Raw genomic sequence first — 15,515 nt, 5'->3', positions numbered from 1 at the left:
ACTGCATTCAGTATGGGAGGGAAACCCGCGAAGACAGGCCATTGCAAAAAACCGAGCGTATTCCATACCGGAAACGAAGCGAAAATGAAACGGCCCTTGTGAAAATCTTGTGCCTTGTGTAGTATCAAGCGCAGACACGGGGGCCGTATGGCTGAGAGGAAGCAAACGCTTCGACCGTATGAACGTATACCGGGTAATGCCGGCGCACGGACGTCTCTCCATTCCCGTGCCTTGTCAAAGAGAGAAAGGCACATATCCTATGATTGAAGAAAAGCAGTCTTCCGTAGTGCGCAAGCACAACAACAAGTGGCGTGTAGTCGATATTGTCGTGGCTGCCATCATTGCCGTTGCGTCCGGTGTGATCTTCTGGGGCTGGGACATTGTCTGTACCGCACCACTGGCTCTCTTCGGAGCGGTGACCCCTGGTTTTGAAGGATTGCTTAACGCCTTTTGGCTGTTCGCAGGTCCTTTGGCGGCCATTATCGTGCGCAAACCTGGTGCCGCGTTGTTCGCGGAAACCCTTGCCGCCGCGCTTGAGCTCACCATGGGCAACCAGTGGGGTGTCGGCGGCTCACTGATCGTCGGCATCATGCAGGGCTTTGGCGCGGAAATCGGCTTCGCAGTCTTTGCCTACAGGAAGTGGGACCTGCTGTCCACCACCATTGCCGGCGCCTTCGCAGGTATAGGCTGCGGTCTGTACTACTGGATCACCAACCCGGCCTGGAGCACGGTGCGTGCCAGTATCTACCTAGGCACCTCCATCATTTCCGGTGCAGTGCTCGCCGGGATGGTGATGTATTTCCTACAGGTGGCCATCGCCAAAACCGGCGTGCTTGACCGTTTCGAATCCGGCCGCACGCAGGAACTGGTCTGACGATTCGTTTGTGAAGTCCCGTATCGCATTCACGGTGAGTGGATACGGGACTTCTTTGATGCGTGTTCGCCTTGCGAATGTCAAATGCAAAAGGAATGAAAGAACGATTCATGGGTACTGATGCAGGAAAACCGTTTTCCGCAGCCGGGGTGGTCGCGCGCGATTGGGGATGGCGGCATGCCTCACGTAAGGATTTTGCGTTAAGGCATGTGGATTTCACCATACAGCCGGGGGAGCGCGTGTTGCTGTTGGGCGCTTCCGGTGCCGGAAAATCGACGTTGATGGCCGGTCTTGCCGGCGTGCTCGGCGGTGATGATGAAGGCGAACTCGAGGGTGAGCTGCTGATTGACGGAACGGATGCCCGTCATTCGCGTGGGCGCTCAGGATTGGTATTGCAGGATCCCGATGCGCAGACGATTCTGGAACGTGTGGGAGATGATACTGCTTTTGGTTGTGAAAATCTGAATCTGCCAAAAAATGAGATTTGGAGCAGGGTCCGTTCATCACTCGACATTGTTGGACTTGGCTATATGAAACTCGATCGTTCCACACGCAGGCTTTCTGGCGGGCAGCGTCAACGTCTGGCTTTGGCTGGTGTACTCGCCATGCATCCCGGGCTGCTGTTGCTTGACGAGCCGACCGCCAACCTTGATCCGGAAGGCGTCAAGGAAGTGCATGATGCGGTACGTGGTGTGCTTGACCGAACCCATGAAACCTTGGTGGTGGTGGAGCATCATATCGACGTATGGCTTGATTTGGTGGATCGTGTCATTGTGCTTGGTAAGCCGGAATCCGATTCGCATGTCAGCGGAGTCATCGCCGACGGCACTCCGGAAGAAGTGTTTGGCAGCATGGCGCCGGTATTGACAAAAGGTGGTGCCTGGGTTCCGGGGCGCACCGTCGAAAGCCATATTCCCGAATCCAATCAATCGTCGGGAAATGTTGTTCTGCGAACCGAGGATCTCAGCTTCGGACGTGAATTCGCTCTTGGCGAGCGTGTGAACCTCGCGTTCCATGCCGGCGAGATTACCGCCCTGACCGGCAAAAACGGCGTGGGAAAATCCACGCTCGCTTTGACTTTGGCTGGCTTGCTCAAGCCGATTTCCGGTCGGGTAAGTATGGATGAAAGCATGGTTCCCGCACATAGGGAGAACAACGTCTTCACATGGAAAAGCAGGGATCTTCTTGGGCGAATCGGCATGGTGTTCCAAGAGCCGGAACACCAGTTCGTCACGTCCAGCGTGCGCGACGAAGTGGCAGTCGGTCCTAAATCCATGGGGAAAACCGATGACGAGGCCTACGCCATCGCCGATATGATGCTAGAACGGCTGAATCTCAAGCGGTTCGCCCCAGCCAATCCATTCACGTTATCCGGCGGCGAGAAGCGTCGCCTTTCCGTGGCGTCCATGCTTGCCGCGGCGCCGAAGGTGTTGGTGATGGACGAGCCGACATTCGGTCAGGATTTCACCACATGGACGGAAATGGTCAGGCTGATAGCGGGCGCGCGCGACGCGGGCTGTTCCGTCATCATGGTCACTCATGACGAGCCGTTGATCGAAGCGCTGGGTGCGCGTCGCATTCTCGTAAGCGAGGGGGAGTGAGATGGAACAGTTGAAAACTATCAGCGTGGTGCCGCATAGGGAACGTCATGATGACGCCAAGCCGGCGTCGCCGTCATGGTTTGTAGCGAAGATTAATCCGGTCAGTCGTTTCATCGGTGCGCTGATATTGTGCATTCCCATGTTCGTGACGTTGGATGTGGTTTCCGCATCGGTGGCGTTTGCGTTGGAGATGCTGCTGCTCTGGATTGGAGGCGTCGCTCCATGGACGGTGCTTCGTAAAACCTGGCCGGTATGGGTCGCAGCTTCGGGAAGCTTCATTTCCGTGTCATTGTATGGCAAAACCTCCGGTGCCGTGCTGGTCAATCTTGGTAATGTCATTGTGGTCTCGCAGGGATCGTTGTATTTGGCGGTGGCCACGTTCCTACGTGTGGCGGCCATTGCCGTTCCCGGCGTGATCCTCGCGCTTGGCCTTGACCCGACCGATCTGGCCGATGGTTTGGTGCAGATTCTGCATTTGCCGTCACGATTCGTATATGGCGGTTTGGCTGGCATGCGCATGTTCACGTTGCTGCAGGATGATTGGCGTGCGCTTGGGCAATCCCGCCGCTCTCGTGGACTAGGCGACGGTAGCGCCATCAAGCGCGTATTTTCCCAAGCGTTCAGCCTATTGGTTGTGTCGATTCGACGCGGCACGAAGCTTGCCACCGCCATGGAGGCGCGTGCTTTCGGATCGGATGCTCCACGTAGTCAGGCCCGGGAATCACGTTTGAACGCCGTCGACTGGCTGTTTTATGCGATTTGTGTGGCAGTGCCAGTGATTGCGTTGTCTTGCGCTTATTTCACCGGTTACTGGCATTGGGCTTTTACCGGCACTGGCAATTAATCGGAGCAGGGCTGCGCAGTACGAGGTTTGTTGAATGCGCGGCGGATTTGCGAAGGGCGTTTCATTCGTTGTATGGAATGGAACGCCCTTCGCATTTGCCCGTTGTTTTTCTCAAAAGATATGTGATATCCGCTACTTGGCAAGCTTGTCAAGCAGCAGCGCTTCGGTGATCACATTGTTTTTCAGGCTGGGAAGACTGATGGATTCGTTCGGGCTGTGCGCGTTGGCCTTCGGATCCTCGGGACCGGTGACCAGTACCTGCGCGTCCGGGAAAATACGCTGCAATTCCGGAATGAACGGAATCGAGCCACCTTCGCCCTTATTGACCGGAGCCACGCCAAACGCCTCTTCCATGGCGTCCATGGCGTCTTTGGTAGCCTCGGCATTTGGATCCATGGCCCAACCCATGCCATTATCAAGCTTGTCGACCCACACTTCGGCGCCAAACGGAGCATGCTCGACCATGAACCTGGCAAGTGCTTCCTGAGCCTCTTCCGGACGCTGGTTTGGAGCGGTGCGCAGGCTGAGACGGAACGTCGTTTCAGGGGAGATCACGTTGAACGATCCCTCCACTGGATGAGCATCGAAGCCGATGACGGTCACGCTCGGCTTGGTCCACAGACGTGCGGCCAAAGAACCGGTGCCGGCCAGACGGTAGGAATCGACGATGCCGGCGTCCGTACGCACGGTTGCCTCATCCATATCTCGCTGCAGTCCGCCGATTGGATCTTCTGAGGCGACGCCCGGTACCACCAAATCGCCATGCTCGTCATACATGGAAGCGATCAGCATGGAGGCAAGCGTGTTCGCATCGAGGATCGGTCCGCCGTACTGACCGGAGTGCACCGGATGATGCAGCGCCTTGACGTGCACGTCAATATCGGTATTGCCTCGCAGCGACGTGGTGAGCGAGGGGATTTCAGCGGACCAATTGCCCGAGTCGGCGACGATGATCACATCGGAATCGAATTCGTCCTTATGCTCCTCGATGAAGGGAATGAAGCTTGGCGATCCCATTTCCTCTTCGCCTTCGATGAAGACTTTGATATTGACCTTCAAATCGTCGCCGAGCGCCTGCAATGCGCCGGAATGAATGGCGATTCCGCCGCCATCGTCGGCCGAGCCGCGCCCGTACAGGCGGGTGTCGATTACAGTGCCGACGAACGGGTCGGTGTTCCATGCGCTGGCGTCGGGTACCGGCTGTACATCGTGATGCGCGTACAGAAGCACGGTCGGCGCATCCTCATCGACAATCTTCGAACCAATGACTTCCCAAGCGCCCGGGGTGCCATTAGGATTGTGGGACTGCACCACTTGGGCGTTTACGCCGACCTTGCTGAGCTCTTCGGCCACAAATTCGGCGGATCGTTTCATATGATCCGCGGTGATGCCTTTTGCCGAAATGGACTGTAATGCGATTTTCTTGTTAAGCACGTTGACGATGCGGTCAAAATCCGCTTCGACTCGTGATCGAACTTCTTCGACAGGTAAAGCTGCCATATTGCTCCTTACAAAGACGCGCTGCCATACAACAACGCAGCGTGATCATATGCGTGTAACGAATGACCATTGTATCGGTCTCAATCGGCACGTCCAATTGTTGACAGGGCAGGGCCAAGGCGTCGATACGTCACTTTACGCTCTATAGGCATGAGTTTGTTTAACAAGAAGGAAGAGACGGCGCAGGAGCCTGTCGAGACCAAGGTTGCGGAAACCACTTCCGGCAAGGGTCGTCCGACGCCGAAGCGCAAGGATGCTCAGGCGCAGAATCTTCGCCCGTTGGTTCCCAAGGATCGCGAGGCGAGCCGTAAGGCCGCCAAGGCGCGTATGCGCGAGCGTGAGAACGCCGAGTACGATGCCATGCAGAAGGGCGACATCAACCACATGCCAAAGGCAGAGCGTCTGCCATGGCGCATTTACATCCGTGACTACGTCGACGCTCGTTTTAACCTCGGTGAGTTCTTCATTCCGGTTGCGTTCGTCATTCTGATCGGTTCGATTTTCGTAACATATCAGTGGCCTGCGCTGGCATTGCCGTTGATGGTGCTCATGTATGTGTACCTGTTCGCGGTGATCATTGACGTGGTGATCATGTGGCGTAAGCTCAAGAAGAAACTCATTGAGAAGTTCGGCGAGCAATCCGTGTCCAAGGGCATGCGTTCTGGTTCCTATGCGTGGAGCCGTGCGATCCAGATGCGCCGTTGGCGTCTGCCGAAGCCGCGTTACGATAAGCGTGGACACTGGCCGGAGTGATCGGCTCCTGCCGGGAATCGCGGCCATCGTTTTTTCAAGCCGTCGGCGAAAACCGGCGGCTTTTCCATTACCATGTAACCAGTTGTAACGCACGAATCAACGAGGACAGGCATGACTGAACAGCATTTCGACATCGTCATCATCGGAGCGGGACCAGGCGGATATTCCACGGCACTACGCGCTGCCCAACTTGGCAAAACGGTGGCATTGGTAGAACGCGACGACACGTTGGGAGGCACTTGCCTCAATCGCGGGTGCATTCCATCGAAGGCGTTGCTGACGGCCGCGCATAGTGTAGAGAACGTACGTCAGGCGGAGCGTATGGGCGTCAATGTCGCATTGCAGAGCATTGACTTCGGCAGGTTACGTGACTTCCGTATGTCCACGGTGGAGACGATGACGAAGGGATTGGCGGGATTGCTGTCGCACCGTGGCGTCACCGTGTTCCGTGGCGAGGCACAGCTGAAAAATGGTCATGAGGTGCATGTTGCGCCGGCCTTGGGAGAGACGCAGGTTCTGCGTTCCATCAAGGCGGGAGTAGGGGAACTTGTAGGATCGGAACTTACGATCTCAGGCGGCGATATTGTTCTCGCGACCGGTTCGCGCCCGCTGCCGTTGCCTGACGATCCGTTTTCCGGAGCGTTGATTGATTCGACGCAGGCTCTGGAATTGGACACGTTCCCATCCAGCGCAGTGATTATCGGCGCTGGCGCGGTGGCGTTGGAATTCGCATCATTGTGGAATGCGTCGGGATGCAAGGTGACCTTGCTCATTCGCAAGGATCGCGTGCTGTCGTCTTGGGAGAGGCGGGCTTCGATGACGTTGACACGTGAGCTCAAACGCCATGGCGTGAATGTGGTGGCGCGCACGTCGGTAAGTCATGTGGACACCGGAGCAAACTTGGGTGCTACCGTGCACTACAGGCAGGGTGATGACGTTGAGGAGCGTACCGCGTATGGCGAAGTGGTGCTTGCTGCCATTGGCCGCATGCCGAACACCGATGCCGACTGGTTCGCTTCCAACGGCATCGCATTGGATGAACGTGGCTATGTTCTGACCGATGCGTACGGGCGCACGAACGTGGAAGGCGTATGGGCTTTGGGAGATATCACGCCGGGGCATGCCTTGGCGCACCGTGCGTTCGAGCAGGGCATCACCATCGCCGAAACCATCGCGGGACTTGATCCCAAACCTGTCGTCGACGAAACCGTGCCGCAAGTCGTGTTTTCCTTCCCCGAGGCGGCAAGCGTCGGGCTTACGCTCAGCGAGGCGAAATCACGTGACACTATTGTCGATCCGCAGGAAACCGCATATCCGATGCTGTCCAACTCGCGTATGCTCATGAGTGGGGAGGGTGGATCCATGACCATCGTCAGCGGTGCGATGGCTGACGCTCCCGACGTTCCTCTTGTGCTTGGCGTGCACATCGTCAGTCCGATAGCCAGCGATCTGATCGCGGAAGCCGAACAGCTGGTTGGTAACCATGTACCGCTTGCCGATGCGGCAAAGCTCATTCACCCGCATCCTACGTTCAGCGAATCGTTCGGAGAGGCGCTGCTCAAAGCGGATGGCAGGCCTTTGCACACCCGATAATCCTCGTCAATAAAGGGGAAACAGCGGAAATCATGCGATATGGCATGGTTCCTGATAAACTACCGTTCCAGTGTGAGTAACCGCATAACCAAGTGAGGAAGTCGATGGCAGACAAAGAAGAGCCAAAGAAGAAGCAGAGCACCATCAAACAGATCATTCAGATCTTCAAGTACACCCATGCCGAAGACAAGGCTCTTCCGTGGCTGTGCGGAGGCGTGTTCGTGGCGCCTATCATCGTGTTCGTGGTACTTGGCATCGTATTCAAGTGGTCGGTGATTGGATGGATCACATCCATGATCCTGGCCGTCATGCTTGGCCTGCTGTTCGCCACCATGATGCTCACCAACCGTGCCGACAAAGTCGGATACGCCAAGCTTGAAGGGCGTCAGGGTGCTGCCATCAGCGTGCTCGGCAACATTAACAAGGCTGGCTTCAACTTTCCGCAGGAGCCGGTGTGGGTTGATCCGAAGACCAAAGACGCCATTTGGCGCGGCACCGGTTACAACGGCATTTATCTGCTCGGCGAGGGCGATTACAATCGCGTCAAGCGTGCCATGGACCGTCAGGAGCAGAATATCAAGGGTGTGACCGCCGGTTCCGATATTCCCGTCTACCGTATCTACGTCGGCCAGGGCAAGAATCAGACGAGCCTGAAGAATCTGCGCAAGACCGTGCTCAAATGCAAGAGCTACCTGCCGACCCACCACAAGAACAAGTTGGTGGCCGCCATCCATCCGAAGAGCCGCTTCATGCTTACCAAGACCGAGCTGAACATCCTCAACGAGCGTCTGCGCACTCTGCAGATGAAGAACGGCATGGGCATTCCGAAGGGCGTCGACCCGATGCACCCGCAGCGCATCAGCCGTCGTGCTATGCGTGGCCGCTGATTTTCCTGGAATCGTAAAGCCGGCTTACATATGGGAACCTCGATGAACACGTTATCGAGGTTCCTTTTTTCATATCTCCGTTACCTTCCGCTGGCCTGCGCGCATGCGGTAAGGTTTTTGAGAAAAGAAATGGACGTCGCAAGCGACATGACGACACGAATGTCCACAAATTGAACGGTTTTGCAGAGGCAAATACGAGCGTTCGTAACAATTGAACCCCAGTTTTTCGCGAAATCATCCTTCGAATATGTCATTACGAAACATTCTCGTAACCCAATTGGCGAGTGAGCGAAACGCGCGTTCCTAGACTAAGAGCCTGTAAGTTACTTATTCGAAAGGAGCGGTCCCGTGACTGCACTTGAAACCAAGGCTGATGCTGAGGCCCTTATCAACAAGGAAGGCATCGAGTATGTCTCCGTTCGCTTCACTGATCTGATCGGTGTTCAGCAGCACTTCACCGTGCCGGCAAGCGAATTCCTGAAGGACGCCTTCACCGACGGCATGCCGTTCGATGGCTCCTCCGTGGAAGGCTTCCAGGCCATCAATGAATCCGATATGAAGCTGGTGCCGGACGTTTCCACCGCATTCGTCGATCCGTTCCGCAAGCACAAGACCCTCGACGTGGCCTTCTCCATCGTCGACCCGCTGACCGACGAGCCGTACTCCCGCGATCCGCGTCAGGTTGCAGGCAAGGCCGAGGCCTACCTGAAGTCCACCGGCATCGCCGACACCGCTTCCTTCGCTCCGGAAGCCGAGTTCTTCATCTTCGACAAGGTGCGCTTCGAGAACAGCATGCAGCGCTCCTTCTACGAGGTCGACTCCATCGAAGCTCCGTGGAACTCCGGCGTCGACACCGAAGACGACGGCACCCCGAACATCGCATTCAAGAACCGCGTCAAGCGCGGCTACTTCCCGGTTCCGCCGATCGACCACACCCAGGATCTGCGTGACGACATGGTCGCCAACCTGCAGAAGGTCGGTCTGATCCTCGAGCGTTCCCATCACGAGGTCGCCGGCGCTGGCCAGCAGGAGATCAACTACCGCTTCAACTCTCTGCAGCACGCAGGCGATGACCTGATGAAGTACAAGTACGTCGTTCACGAGACCGCCGCTCTGGCAGGCAAGGCCGCAACCTTCATGCCGAAGCCGATCGCAGGCGACAACGGCACCGGCATGCATTGCCACCAGTCCCTGTGGAAGGACGGCAAGCCGCTGTTCTACGATGAGAAGAACTACGGTGGTCTGTCCGACCTTGCCCGCTGGTACATCGGCGGCCTGATCAAGCACTCCTCCTCCGTGCTGGCCTTCACCAACCCGTCCCTGAACTCCTACCACCGTCTGGTCCCGGGCTTCGAAGCTCCGGTCAACTTGGTGTACTCCGCACGCAACCGCTCCGCCGCCATCCGTATCCCGCTGGCCGGCACCTCCCCGGCTGCAAAGCGCATCGAGTTCCGTGCTCCGGATCCGTCCTGCAACCCGTTCCTCGCCTTCTCCGCACAGCTGATGGCAGGTCTGGACGGCATCCTGAACCACATCGAGCCTCCGGAGCCGGTCGACAAGGATCTGTACGAGCTGCCGCCGGAAGAGCACGCAGGTATCAAGCAGGTTCCGAGCTCCCTGGCAGAGGCCATGGATGCCCTTGAGGAAGATCATGACTTCCTCACCGCAGGCGACGTCTTCACCGACGACCTGATCGAAACCTGGATCGGCATCAAGCGTGGTGAAATCGACCAGGCCCGCCTGGCTCCGACCCCGCTGGAGTACGAGCTGTACTTCCACATCTGAGGCCTATACCCAGTTTCCCTTGAAATCAAGCTGTTTTGGACTCCAAGGGTAATCAGAAGGTAGCCAGATTGGTTATAAGGAGAGCCTCTCCAAATTGGGGAGGCTCTCCTTATTCCTACAGAATTTCTTCCATCCGGGACGGCAAAGACCTTACGGACCGGTCTTCTGACTCCTCGCCTCCACGAACACATCAGACGCATCCAATAAATAACCGTTGATATGAGCCGGACGTGCTTCCACAGGTTCACCGTTAATGTCGTCGTATTCATACAACGCAGGAGCGTTTGTGCCTCTGTCGAATCCGACAATGACGACATGCACGTTCGCATTGTCCGTAGTCTGAGCGTCCCAGCAGAACGTACGGTGAGCGAACCGGATACGCCACCCTCGTTCGACCACATGCTTGAATAGCGGGGCGACTTGTGCTGGCCTTGTGTGATGCTATTCGTGGATACGAACGCGAATTGCGCGGAGGGATTCCCGTCAAGGAAATCAATAGCTTTAAAATACCATCCAGCCACATAATCCAGCGAGCCTCCGGCCTTGCCGCACACCAGTTCCATATCATCCTTGATCTGCTGCGTGTGCTGCTGATGGCCGATGAACGGCGGGTTGCCCATCACATACGAGCATTCATCACCGGGCAGCAGAAGACTGACGAGGTCATAACCATAGTCACTCGCGAACGCTCTCGTTGGCGTCGCGGCATCTTCGAGGATGCCTTCAAGCGCCTCACGAGTCCCCAACGTCCTTCTCTGCATGAATGAACCTCCTTGTATGGCTGGAAGTTATCGTCACAGATGATTTCGTAACCACTTACCTCTGTTCAAGCGCCGCGTTGACCCGTGCCTTGAGTGCAGGCAAGGTCTCGGCCTCGAACCAAGGATTCCTGCTCATCCATAGCTGGTTGCGCGGCGACGGATGCACCAAAGGGAAGAATCCCCGGCCGATATAGGCATCATAATCGCGCACCACGGTTGTAAGGCTGTCCGAATTCTTGAGATGCAGGTACCTGCGGACGGCATATGCGCCCACAAGCACAGTGAGCCGAACATTGGGCATGAGCGCCAAGAGTGCAGGATGCCACTGCTCGGCGAATCCCTTGCGCGGCGGTAGATCGCCCGACCTGCCATGTCCCGGAAAATAAAAGTCCATGGGGAGAAGCGCCACCCGCTCAGGATCATAAAACGTCTCGCGAGAAACACCCAGCCAATCGCGCAGACGCTCTCCTGACTTGTCGTTCCAGGGGATGCGCGTCTCTTCCGCCACCGCGCCTGGTGCCTGCCCGATGACCACGATGCGAGCGCCAGCCCCGACGGAGTAGAGCGGATCGATGCCGCGCTTGGTGTAGTCTGCATTCGCCCCATCAGCCTTTATGGCATTAAAAATCGCAAGGAAATCCTTGTCCATGTCGAAACCATCTCCTTGGTGACATGCGCCGTTCATGCATATTGATTACTCGTTTCCCACAAATATACCTTGCCTTTGCTCTGCAGGGTATATCGTAGGAAATCATCCTCATGTAGTAATTCCCGCATAGCCGCTTATCGTCTTTCAAGATTTTTATTGCCAATGTGCATCACAAAGCACTACGCCTAACTGGATTAAATAAATACTCAGGTTTCAACCGTCTTGCAAGCGTAGCGTTACCGCGAACCACTCTCTATAAGCACCCATGGCGCCCATCGTAGATAACAAGCCGAAAGAAGGAGAACGCGGTCCGGACGACCTATTTCAAGCCTCTAAAGGAGCAATCCTTTCGGGGCTTTTCTATTGTCCGAAAGGAGGCGGCACGCATGCCGAGAAAACCAAGACGCCCCTGCCGCCACCCCGGCTGCCCGAACCTTTGCGAGGACGGCGAGCAATACTGTGAGAAGCATCGCAAGGAAGCGGAGCGGCAGTACAAGCATTTCACGCGCGGCTACTCCGCGGGCAAGCGCTATGGCAGGCAGTGGAAGAAGATCCGCGACCGATAGAAGAACATTGGCATAGTCCTTAAAGTGAAATCCCCTTATGAGGTCAGACACATCTGGCAGCGGGACACCATAGGACGCCGCCACATACGTTAGATATTCCCGGAATGTGAAATACTGAAATGACTGATCTTCCGCTGCCCCTAGATCCAGTGCAAATCAGAAAGTAAGGGGTGATCTGCGGTGTACCAGACGCTTAAATGGTTCAAGGAAAGAAGTGCCTTGCTGTCCATTCTGCATTACCTCCGATTGTTTTTGTCTTTCTCCCAGAGCGAATAGGCGGAGAACAGGAGCACGCCGCCGAGGAAAATGTACAGCAGGACAAACGGGATGTTCATGGTAACGAAACTGTAAATCATGCAGACAATAAAACGCAAATCCATTCTTCGCGTGGCCGACGGATACGGGTTCCATCCGATCAGTAAGTTCGGCAAACGAAGCATCCCGGAGTTGACCGGATGCGCTGCGGGGCATGTGGATGCATGTTGGTTGTGATGGGCCGGTTGGAGGATATTCCGGCCGATTATGAGGGTCGTTTGGGCGTCCCCGTTTTCTTGAAAAACCTGTCGAATAAAAACGACCTTACTGAGCCGCCTATGCCTTGTGCATGGCGATAATATGCTCTATCTCGGCAAGATCCGAAGCGAAATAGATACCATGCTGGCGTTCCCCTGTGGAGAAGCCATCGTCGATCATGCGCTGCAGCAACGCCTTCATGTCATCGTAGAAACCGTTGAGATTGTAGAAAATGCAAGGCTGCGTCAACTGGTCAAGGCAAACCTTCGACACAACCTCACTGATCTCCTCCAACGTTCCCGTGCCGCCGGGGAAGGCGATGAACACGTCGCCAAGCTCGATCATGCGAGTACGCCGTTCGGTGATATTCGGCACGATGGTGAGCTGGGTCAGATTCTTGTGCGCGACACCCTTGTCCACGAACATCTGCGCCTCGATGCCGGTCACCTCGCCACCCTGCTCAAGCACAGTGTCGGCGATGACTGCCATCAGCCCCTCGTTGGAACCGCCATACACCAAACGGTGCCCGTTCTCGGCAATCCATATGGCCAGCTCCGCCACGGCCTGCTTGTATACGGGGTTGTTGCCTTCGTGAGCTCCTAAATACACCGTGACGTTCATGCTTGTACCTCCAACATTCATGGGATGATGTCGCGCGCCCAACCGTAATCAGACAATAAGTCAGATAATCAGTGTAACGAACCGATGTTCGCAAACCAATCGAAAGCGGTGAGACACACTCGCAAGCTGTGCATATCTTTCATGGATGTGCAAAAGCCCCGTACCCGACCTGCCAAATTCATGACATGTCGAATACGGGGCAAGGCGAAGGGTGACGATCCTGCTGTGACAAATCGCTGCCGTTGCACAACACTTTTCCCTCTGTGGGATTCGCAAGCCCGGAAATCAGTAACAGCATAGTGGTTTTGCCAGCGCTGGGGCATCGCTCTGTGCGTTGCCGGACTGCTGCGAATCCGGAGAATTGTTATCGGTATTGGAATCCTGCGAGCCGGCAGAGTCGCTGGAATCATTTGTCGGACCCTGCATATCGCGACCGGACTGCGCCCTCTGGCTGGTCTGCTGCGACTGCTGATGGAATGAATCTGGAAAGTTTTCTGAATTAAAAACGCGACATGGACGGGGCATTCATTGCGGCAATGGTGTTAGGCTAACGCGTATGCCTATAAAATCCGAAGTCATTGCGAACCCCAAGTCGGAGCGCGTCCGCCGCGTGTCCGAGCTCGCCGATCGAAAAGGGCGGAAACGGTCTGGCCGTTTCATGGTGGAAGGCCCGCAATCGGTGCGCGAGCTGCTGACATGGCATCCAGGACTTGTCGAGGATCTCTACGTTGAGGTCGAGTCGGCACAGCCCGATGCCTCGTTTGCGACACCTGTCGTCGCGCAGATGGCGGGCAAGGCCATGCAATCCGGCGTGTATGTGCACAAGGTCACTCATGCGGTGATGCACCGTATGAGCGCCGACGCGCAAGGCGTGCTTGCCGTCGCGGACATGCAGGCTTTCCTCGATTCGTCCGCCGCTCCGGACGATTTCGACGAGCATGCGATGGTCGCCGCGTTTTGGCAGGTCCGCGATCCCGGTAACGCCGGAACCGTGATTCGTTCCGCCGACGCGGCCGGCTGCTCCGCCGTGGTATTGGTCGACGACTGCGTGGACGTGTTCAATCCGAAAGTGATCCGCTCCACCGTGGGATCACTGTTCCACCTTCCGATTCTGACCATGGGAACGGACGACTTCTTCGCATGGTGCGATACTCACGAGTTGGCAGTGTATGCGGCCGATGTATATGGCACGGATTCCCGGCAGCCGGAATCCCTGACGGATGTAATCGCTGCGCCGGAAACGCTTGCCGGCGCCAAAGCGGTGTTGTTCGGCAATGAGGCACGCGGATTGACCAAGGAAGTTTTGGAACGAACCGATAGGATCGTGTCCATACCGCTCTATGGCAAAGCGGAATCCTTGAACCTCGGCACCAGTTCGGCGGTAATGCTGCTGAGCTTGGCTATGTCGAGTCATGTTGAAAGAATGTAAAGTCGGAAAACGTTGAAATTGCGCGTTTTTCGCGTAAAACAAACGGGAAATGAGAAAGGTATCTCGTGGCAGAAGGTGCGGTATTCGACGCCCAAGCGGTAACCGATGCGGTTGCCGAGGGCATCGCGAAAATCGAAAACGCCTCCAGCATGGAGGAATTGAAAGCCATCAAGACGCAGTACGCCGGAGCGGAATCCGCGATGACGCAGGCCAGCAAGGCCATCGGCGCGCTGCCGAAGGACCAGAAGAAAGACGCCGGCAAGATCATGGGCAAGCTGCGCGCTGACTTTGGTCGTGCGTATGGCACCAAGGAACAGCAGGTCAAGGCCGAGGAAGAGGCCCGTGCGCTTGCCGCCGAAACCGTGGACATGACTCTTCCGGTCAATCGCAAGCCGCTTGGCGCGCGCCATCCGTTGCCGAAACTGATGGAGGATGTCGAAGACTTCTTCATTTCCATGGGCTGGCAGATTTCCGACGGTCCTGAAGTGGAAACCGAATGGTACGACTTTGACGCGCTGAACTTCGGCCCCGATCATCCGGCACGCCAGATGCAGGATACCTTCTACGTCAAGGGCAATCAGGCCAAGGACGCCGCAGGATTCGTCGGATCCAACATGGTGCTGCGCACCCAGACCTCCTCCGATCAGGTGCGTGGTCTGCTCACCCGTGGCGTGCCGCTGTACATCGCATGCCCGGGCCGCGTGTTCCGCACCGATGAGCTCGACGCCACCCATACGCCGGTGTTCCACCAGGTGGAGGCTCTTGCGGTCGACAAGCATCTGACCATGGCCGACCTGAAGGGCGTGCTCGATAAGCTTGCCGTGGCCATGTTCGGCCCGGAAGCCAAGACCCGTCTGCGTCCGAGCTACTTCCCGTTCACCGAGCCGAGCGCCGAACTCGACCTGTGGTTCCCTGACAAGAAGGGTGGCGCAGGCTGGCTCGAATGGGGCGGCTGCGGTATGGTCAACCCGAATGTGCTGAAGTCCGCTGGCCTCGATCCTGAGGTCTACACCGGCTTCGCCTTCGGCGTGGGCGTGGAACGTACCCTGCTGCTGCGCCACGACATCAACGACATGCACGACCTGGTCGAAGGCGACGTGCGATTCAGCGAACAGTTTGTGATGGGGGAGTGATTGACC

General features: G+C 56.6%; 15 protein-coding genes, 1 pseudogene and 1 riboswitch. Of the genes and pseudogenes, 10 read left to right on the top strand and 6 right to left on the bottom strand.

Going from position 1 to position 15,515, the window contains the following annotated elements:
- The first annotated feature begins 126 nt into the window (after positions 1-126).
- Positions 127-229, top strand: a riboswitch (TPP riboswitch).
- 30 nt (positions 230-259) lie between these two features.
- From BBPC_RS05405 to BBPC_RS05395, 3 genes are all read left to right on the top strand, one after another.
- Entirely contained in the window at positions 260-874 is a 615-nt protein-coding gene (locus BBPC_RS05405; protein WP_004222426.1) for an ECF transporter S component, read from the top strand.
- A 95-nt stretch (positions 875-969) separates the two neighbouring features.
- Positions 970-2,475 (top strand): ABC transporter ATP-binding protein, encoded by a 1,506-nt coding sequence (locus BBPC_RS05400; RefSeq protein ID WP_004222425.1) that lies wholly within the window; start codon positions 970-972, stop codon positions 2,473-2,475.
- 1 nt (position 2,476) lies between these two features.
- On the top strand, positions 2,477-3,319 hold the full coding sequence (locus BBPC_RS05395; protein WP_033524040.1) for an energy-coupling factor transporter transmembrane component T family protein: 843 nt from the start codon (positions 2,477-2,479) through the stop codon (positions 3,317-3,319).
- Positions 3,320-3,451: 132 nt separating this feature from the next.
- Here the strand turns inward: BBPC_RS05395 and BBPC_RS05390 are convergent, their stop codons facing one another.
- Complete coding sequence (locus BBPC_RS05390; RefSeq protein WP_004222416.1) at positions 3,452-4,819, bottom strand: dipeptidase; 1,368 nt, start codon at positions 4,817-4,819, stop codon at positions 3,452-3,454.
- A 150-nt stretch (positions 4,820-4,969) separates the two neighbouring features.
- Between BBPC_RS05390 and BBPC_RS05385 the strand changes: the two genes are divergently transcribed.
- The 4 genes from BBPC_RS05385 (at position 4,970) to glnA (ending at position 9,837) form a co-directional block, all read left to right on the top strand.
- Positions 4,970-5,572 (top strand): DUF3043 domain-containing protein, encoded by a 603-nt coding sequence (locus tag BBPC_RS05385; RefSeq protein ID WP_004222413.1) that lies wholly within the window; start codon positions 4,970-4,972, stop codon positions 5,570-5,572.
- Positions 5,573-5,683: 111 nt separating this feature from the next.
- Entirely contained in the window at positions 5,684-7,165 is a 1,482-nt protein-coding gene (locus BBPC_RS05380) for an FAD-dependent oxidoreductase (RefSeq protein WP_004222410.1), read from the top strand.
- 104 nt (positions 7,166-7,269) lie between these two features.
- Entirely contained in the window at positions 7,270-8,052 is a 783-nt protein-coding gene (locus BBPC_RS05375; RefSeq protein ID WP_004222404.1) for a DUF4191 domain-containing protein, read from the top strand.
- 348 nt (positions 8,053-8,400) lie between these two features.
- On the top strand, positions 8,401-9,837 hold the full coding sequence (glnA, locus tag BBPC_RS05370; RefSeq protein ID WP_004222400.1) for a type I glutamate--ammonia ligase: 1,437 nt from the start codon (positions 8,401-8,403) through the stop codon (positions 9,835-9,837).
- Between the two features lie 150 nt (positions 9,838-9,987).
- On the opposite strand, the gene BBPC_RS10225 is transcribed toward glnA, so the two are convergent.
- From BBPC_RS10225 to BBPC_RS05360, 3 genes and pseudogenes are all read right to left on the bottom strand, one after another.
- Positions 9,988-10,236, bottom strand: coding sequence for a DNA methyltransferase (locus tag BBPC_RS10225; protein WP_004222397.1), 249 nt, complete (start codon positions 10,234-10,236; stop codon positions 9,988-9,990).
- A gap of 89 nt (positions 10,237-10,325) precedes the next feature.
- Positions 10,326-10,457 (bottom strand): annotated as a pseudogene (locus BBPC_RS10220) (DNA methyltransferase); the annotation flags it as partial.
- 196 nt (positions 10,458-10,653) lie between these two features.
- Positions 10,654-11,247 (bottom strand): uracil-DNA glycosylase family protein, encoded by a 594-nt coding sequence (locus BBPC_RS05360; protein WP_033524038.1) that lies wholly within the window; start codon positions 11,245-11,247, stop codon positions 10,654-10,656.
- A 386-nt stretch (positions 11,248-11,633) separates the two neighbouring features.
- Here BBPC_RS05360 and BBPC_RS05355 point away from each other — a divergent pair, with 386 nt between their 5' ends.
- The gene (locus tag BBPC_RS05355) at positions 11,634-11,813 is read left to right on the top strand and encodes a hypothetical protein (protein WP_033499875.1); all 180 of its coding nucleotides are present in this window, start codon (positions 11,634-11,636) and stop codon (positions 11,811-11,813) included.
- A 591-nt stretch (positions 11,814-12,404) separates the two neighbouring features.
- Here the strand turns inward: BBPC_RS05355 and BBPC_RS05350 are convergent.
- Together BBPC_RS05350 and BBPC_RS09595 are read right to left on the bottom strand one after the other, a co-directional pair.
- A complete protein-coding gene (locus BBPC_RS05350; RefSeq protein WP_004222380.1) occupies positions 12,405-12,947 on the bottom strand; it encodes an LOG family protein in 543 nt (180 codons plus the stop codon).
- A 178-nt stretch (positions 12,948-13,125) separates the two neighbouring features.
- Positions 13,126-13,245 carry a P-loop NTPase family protein gene (locus BBPC_RS09595; RefSeq protein ID WP_004222377.1) on the bottom strand — a complete coding sequence of 40 codons (120 nt, stop codon included), beginning with the start codon at positions 13,243-13,245 and terminating at the stop codon, positions 13,126-13,128.
- A gap of 258 nt (positions 13,246-13,503) precedes the next feature.
- On the opposite strand from BBPC_RS09595, the gene BBPC_RS05345 reads away from it, so the two are divergent.
- Positions 13,504-14,376, top strand: a complete 873-nt coding sequence (locus BBPC_RS05345) for a TrmH family RNA methyltransferase (protein ID WP_004222373.1) — start codon at positions 13,504-13,506, stop codon at positions 14,374-14,376.
- A 65-nt stretch (positions 14,377-14,441) separates the two neighbouring features.
- Positions 14,442-15,509 carry a phenylalanine--tRNA ligase subunit alpha gene (gene pheS, locus BBPC_RS05340; protein WP_004222372.1) on the top strand — a complete coding sequence of 356 codons (1,068 nt, stop codon included), beginning with the start codon at positions 14,442-14,444 and terminating at the stop codon, positions 15,507-15,509.
- The last annotated feature ends 6 nt before the right edge of the window (positions 15,510-15,515 follow it).

It is taken from the genome of Bifidobacterium pseudocatenulatum DSM 20438 = JCM 1200 = LMG 10505 (genome assembly GCF_001025215.1).
GTDB lineage: Bacteria > Actinomycetota > Actinomycetes > Actinomycetales > Bifidobacteriaceae > Bifidobacterium > Bifidobacterium pseudocatenulatum.
Note: the sequence above shows the minus strand (reverse complement) of the source record. Positions and strands in the feature narration are given on the sequence as shown.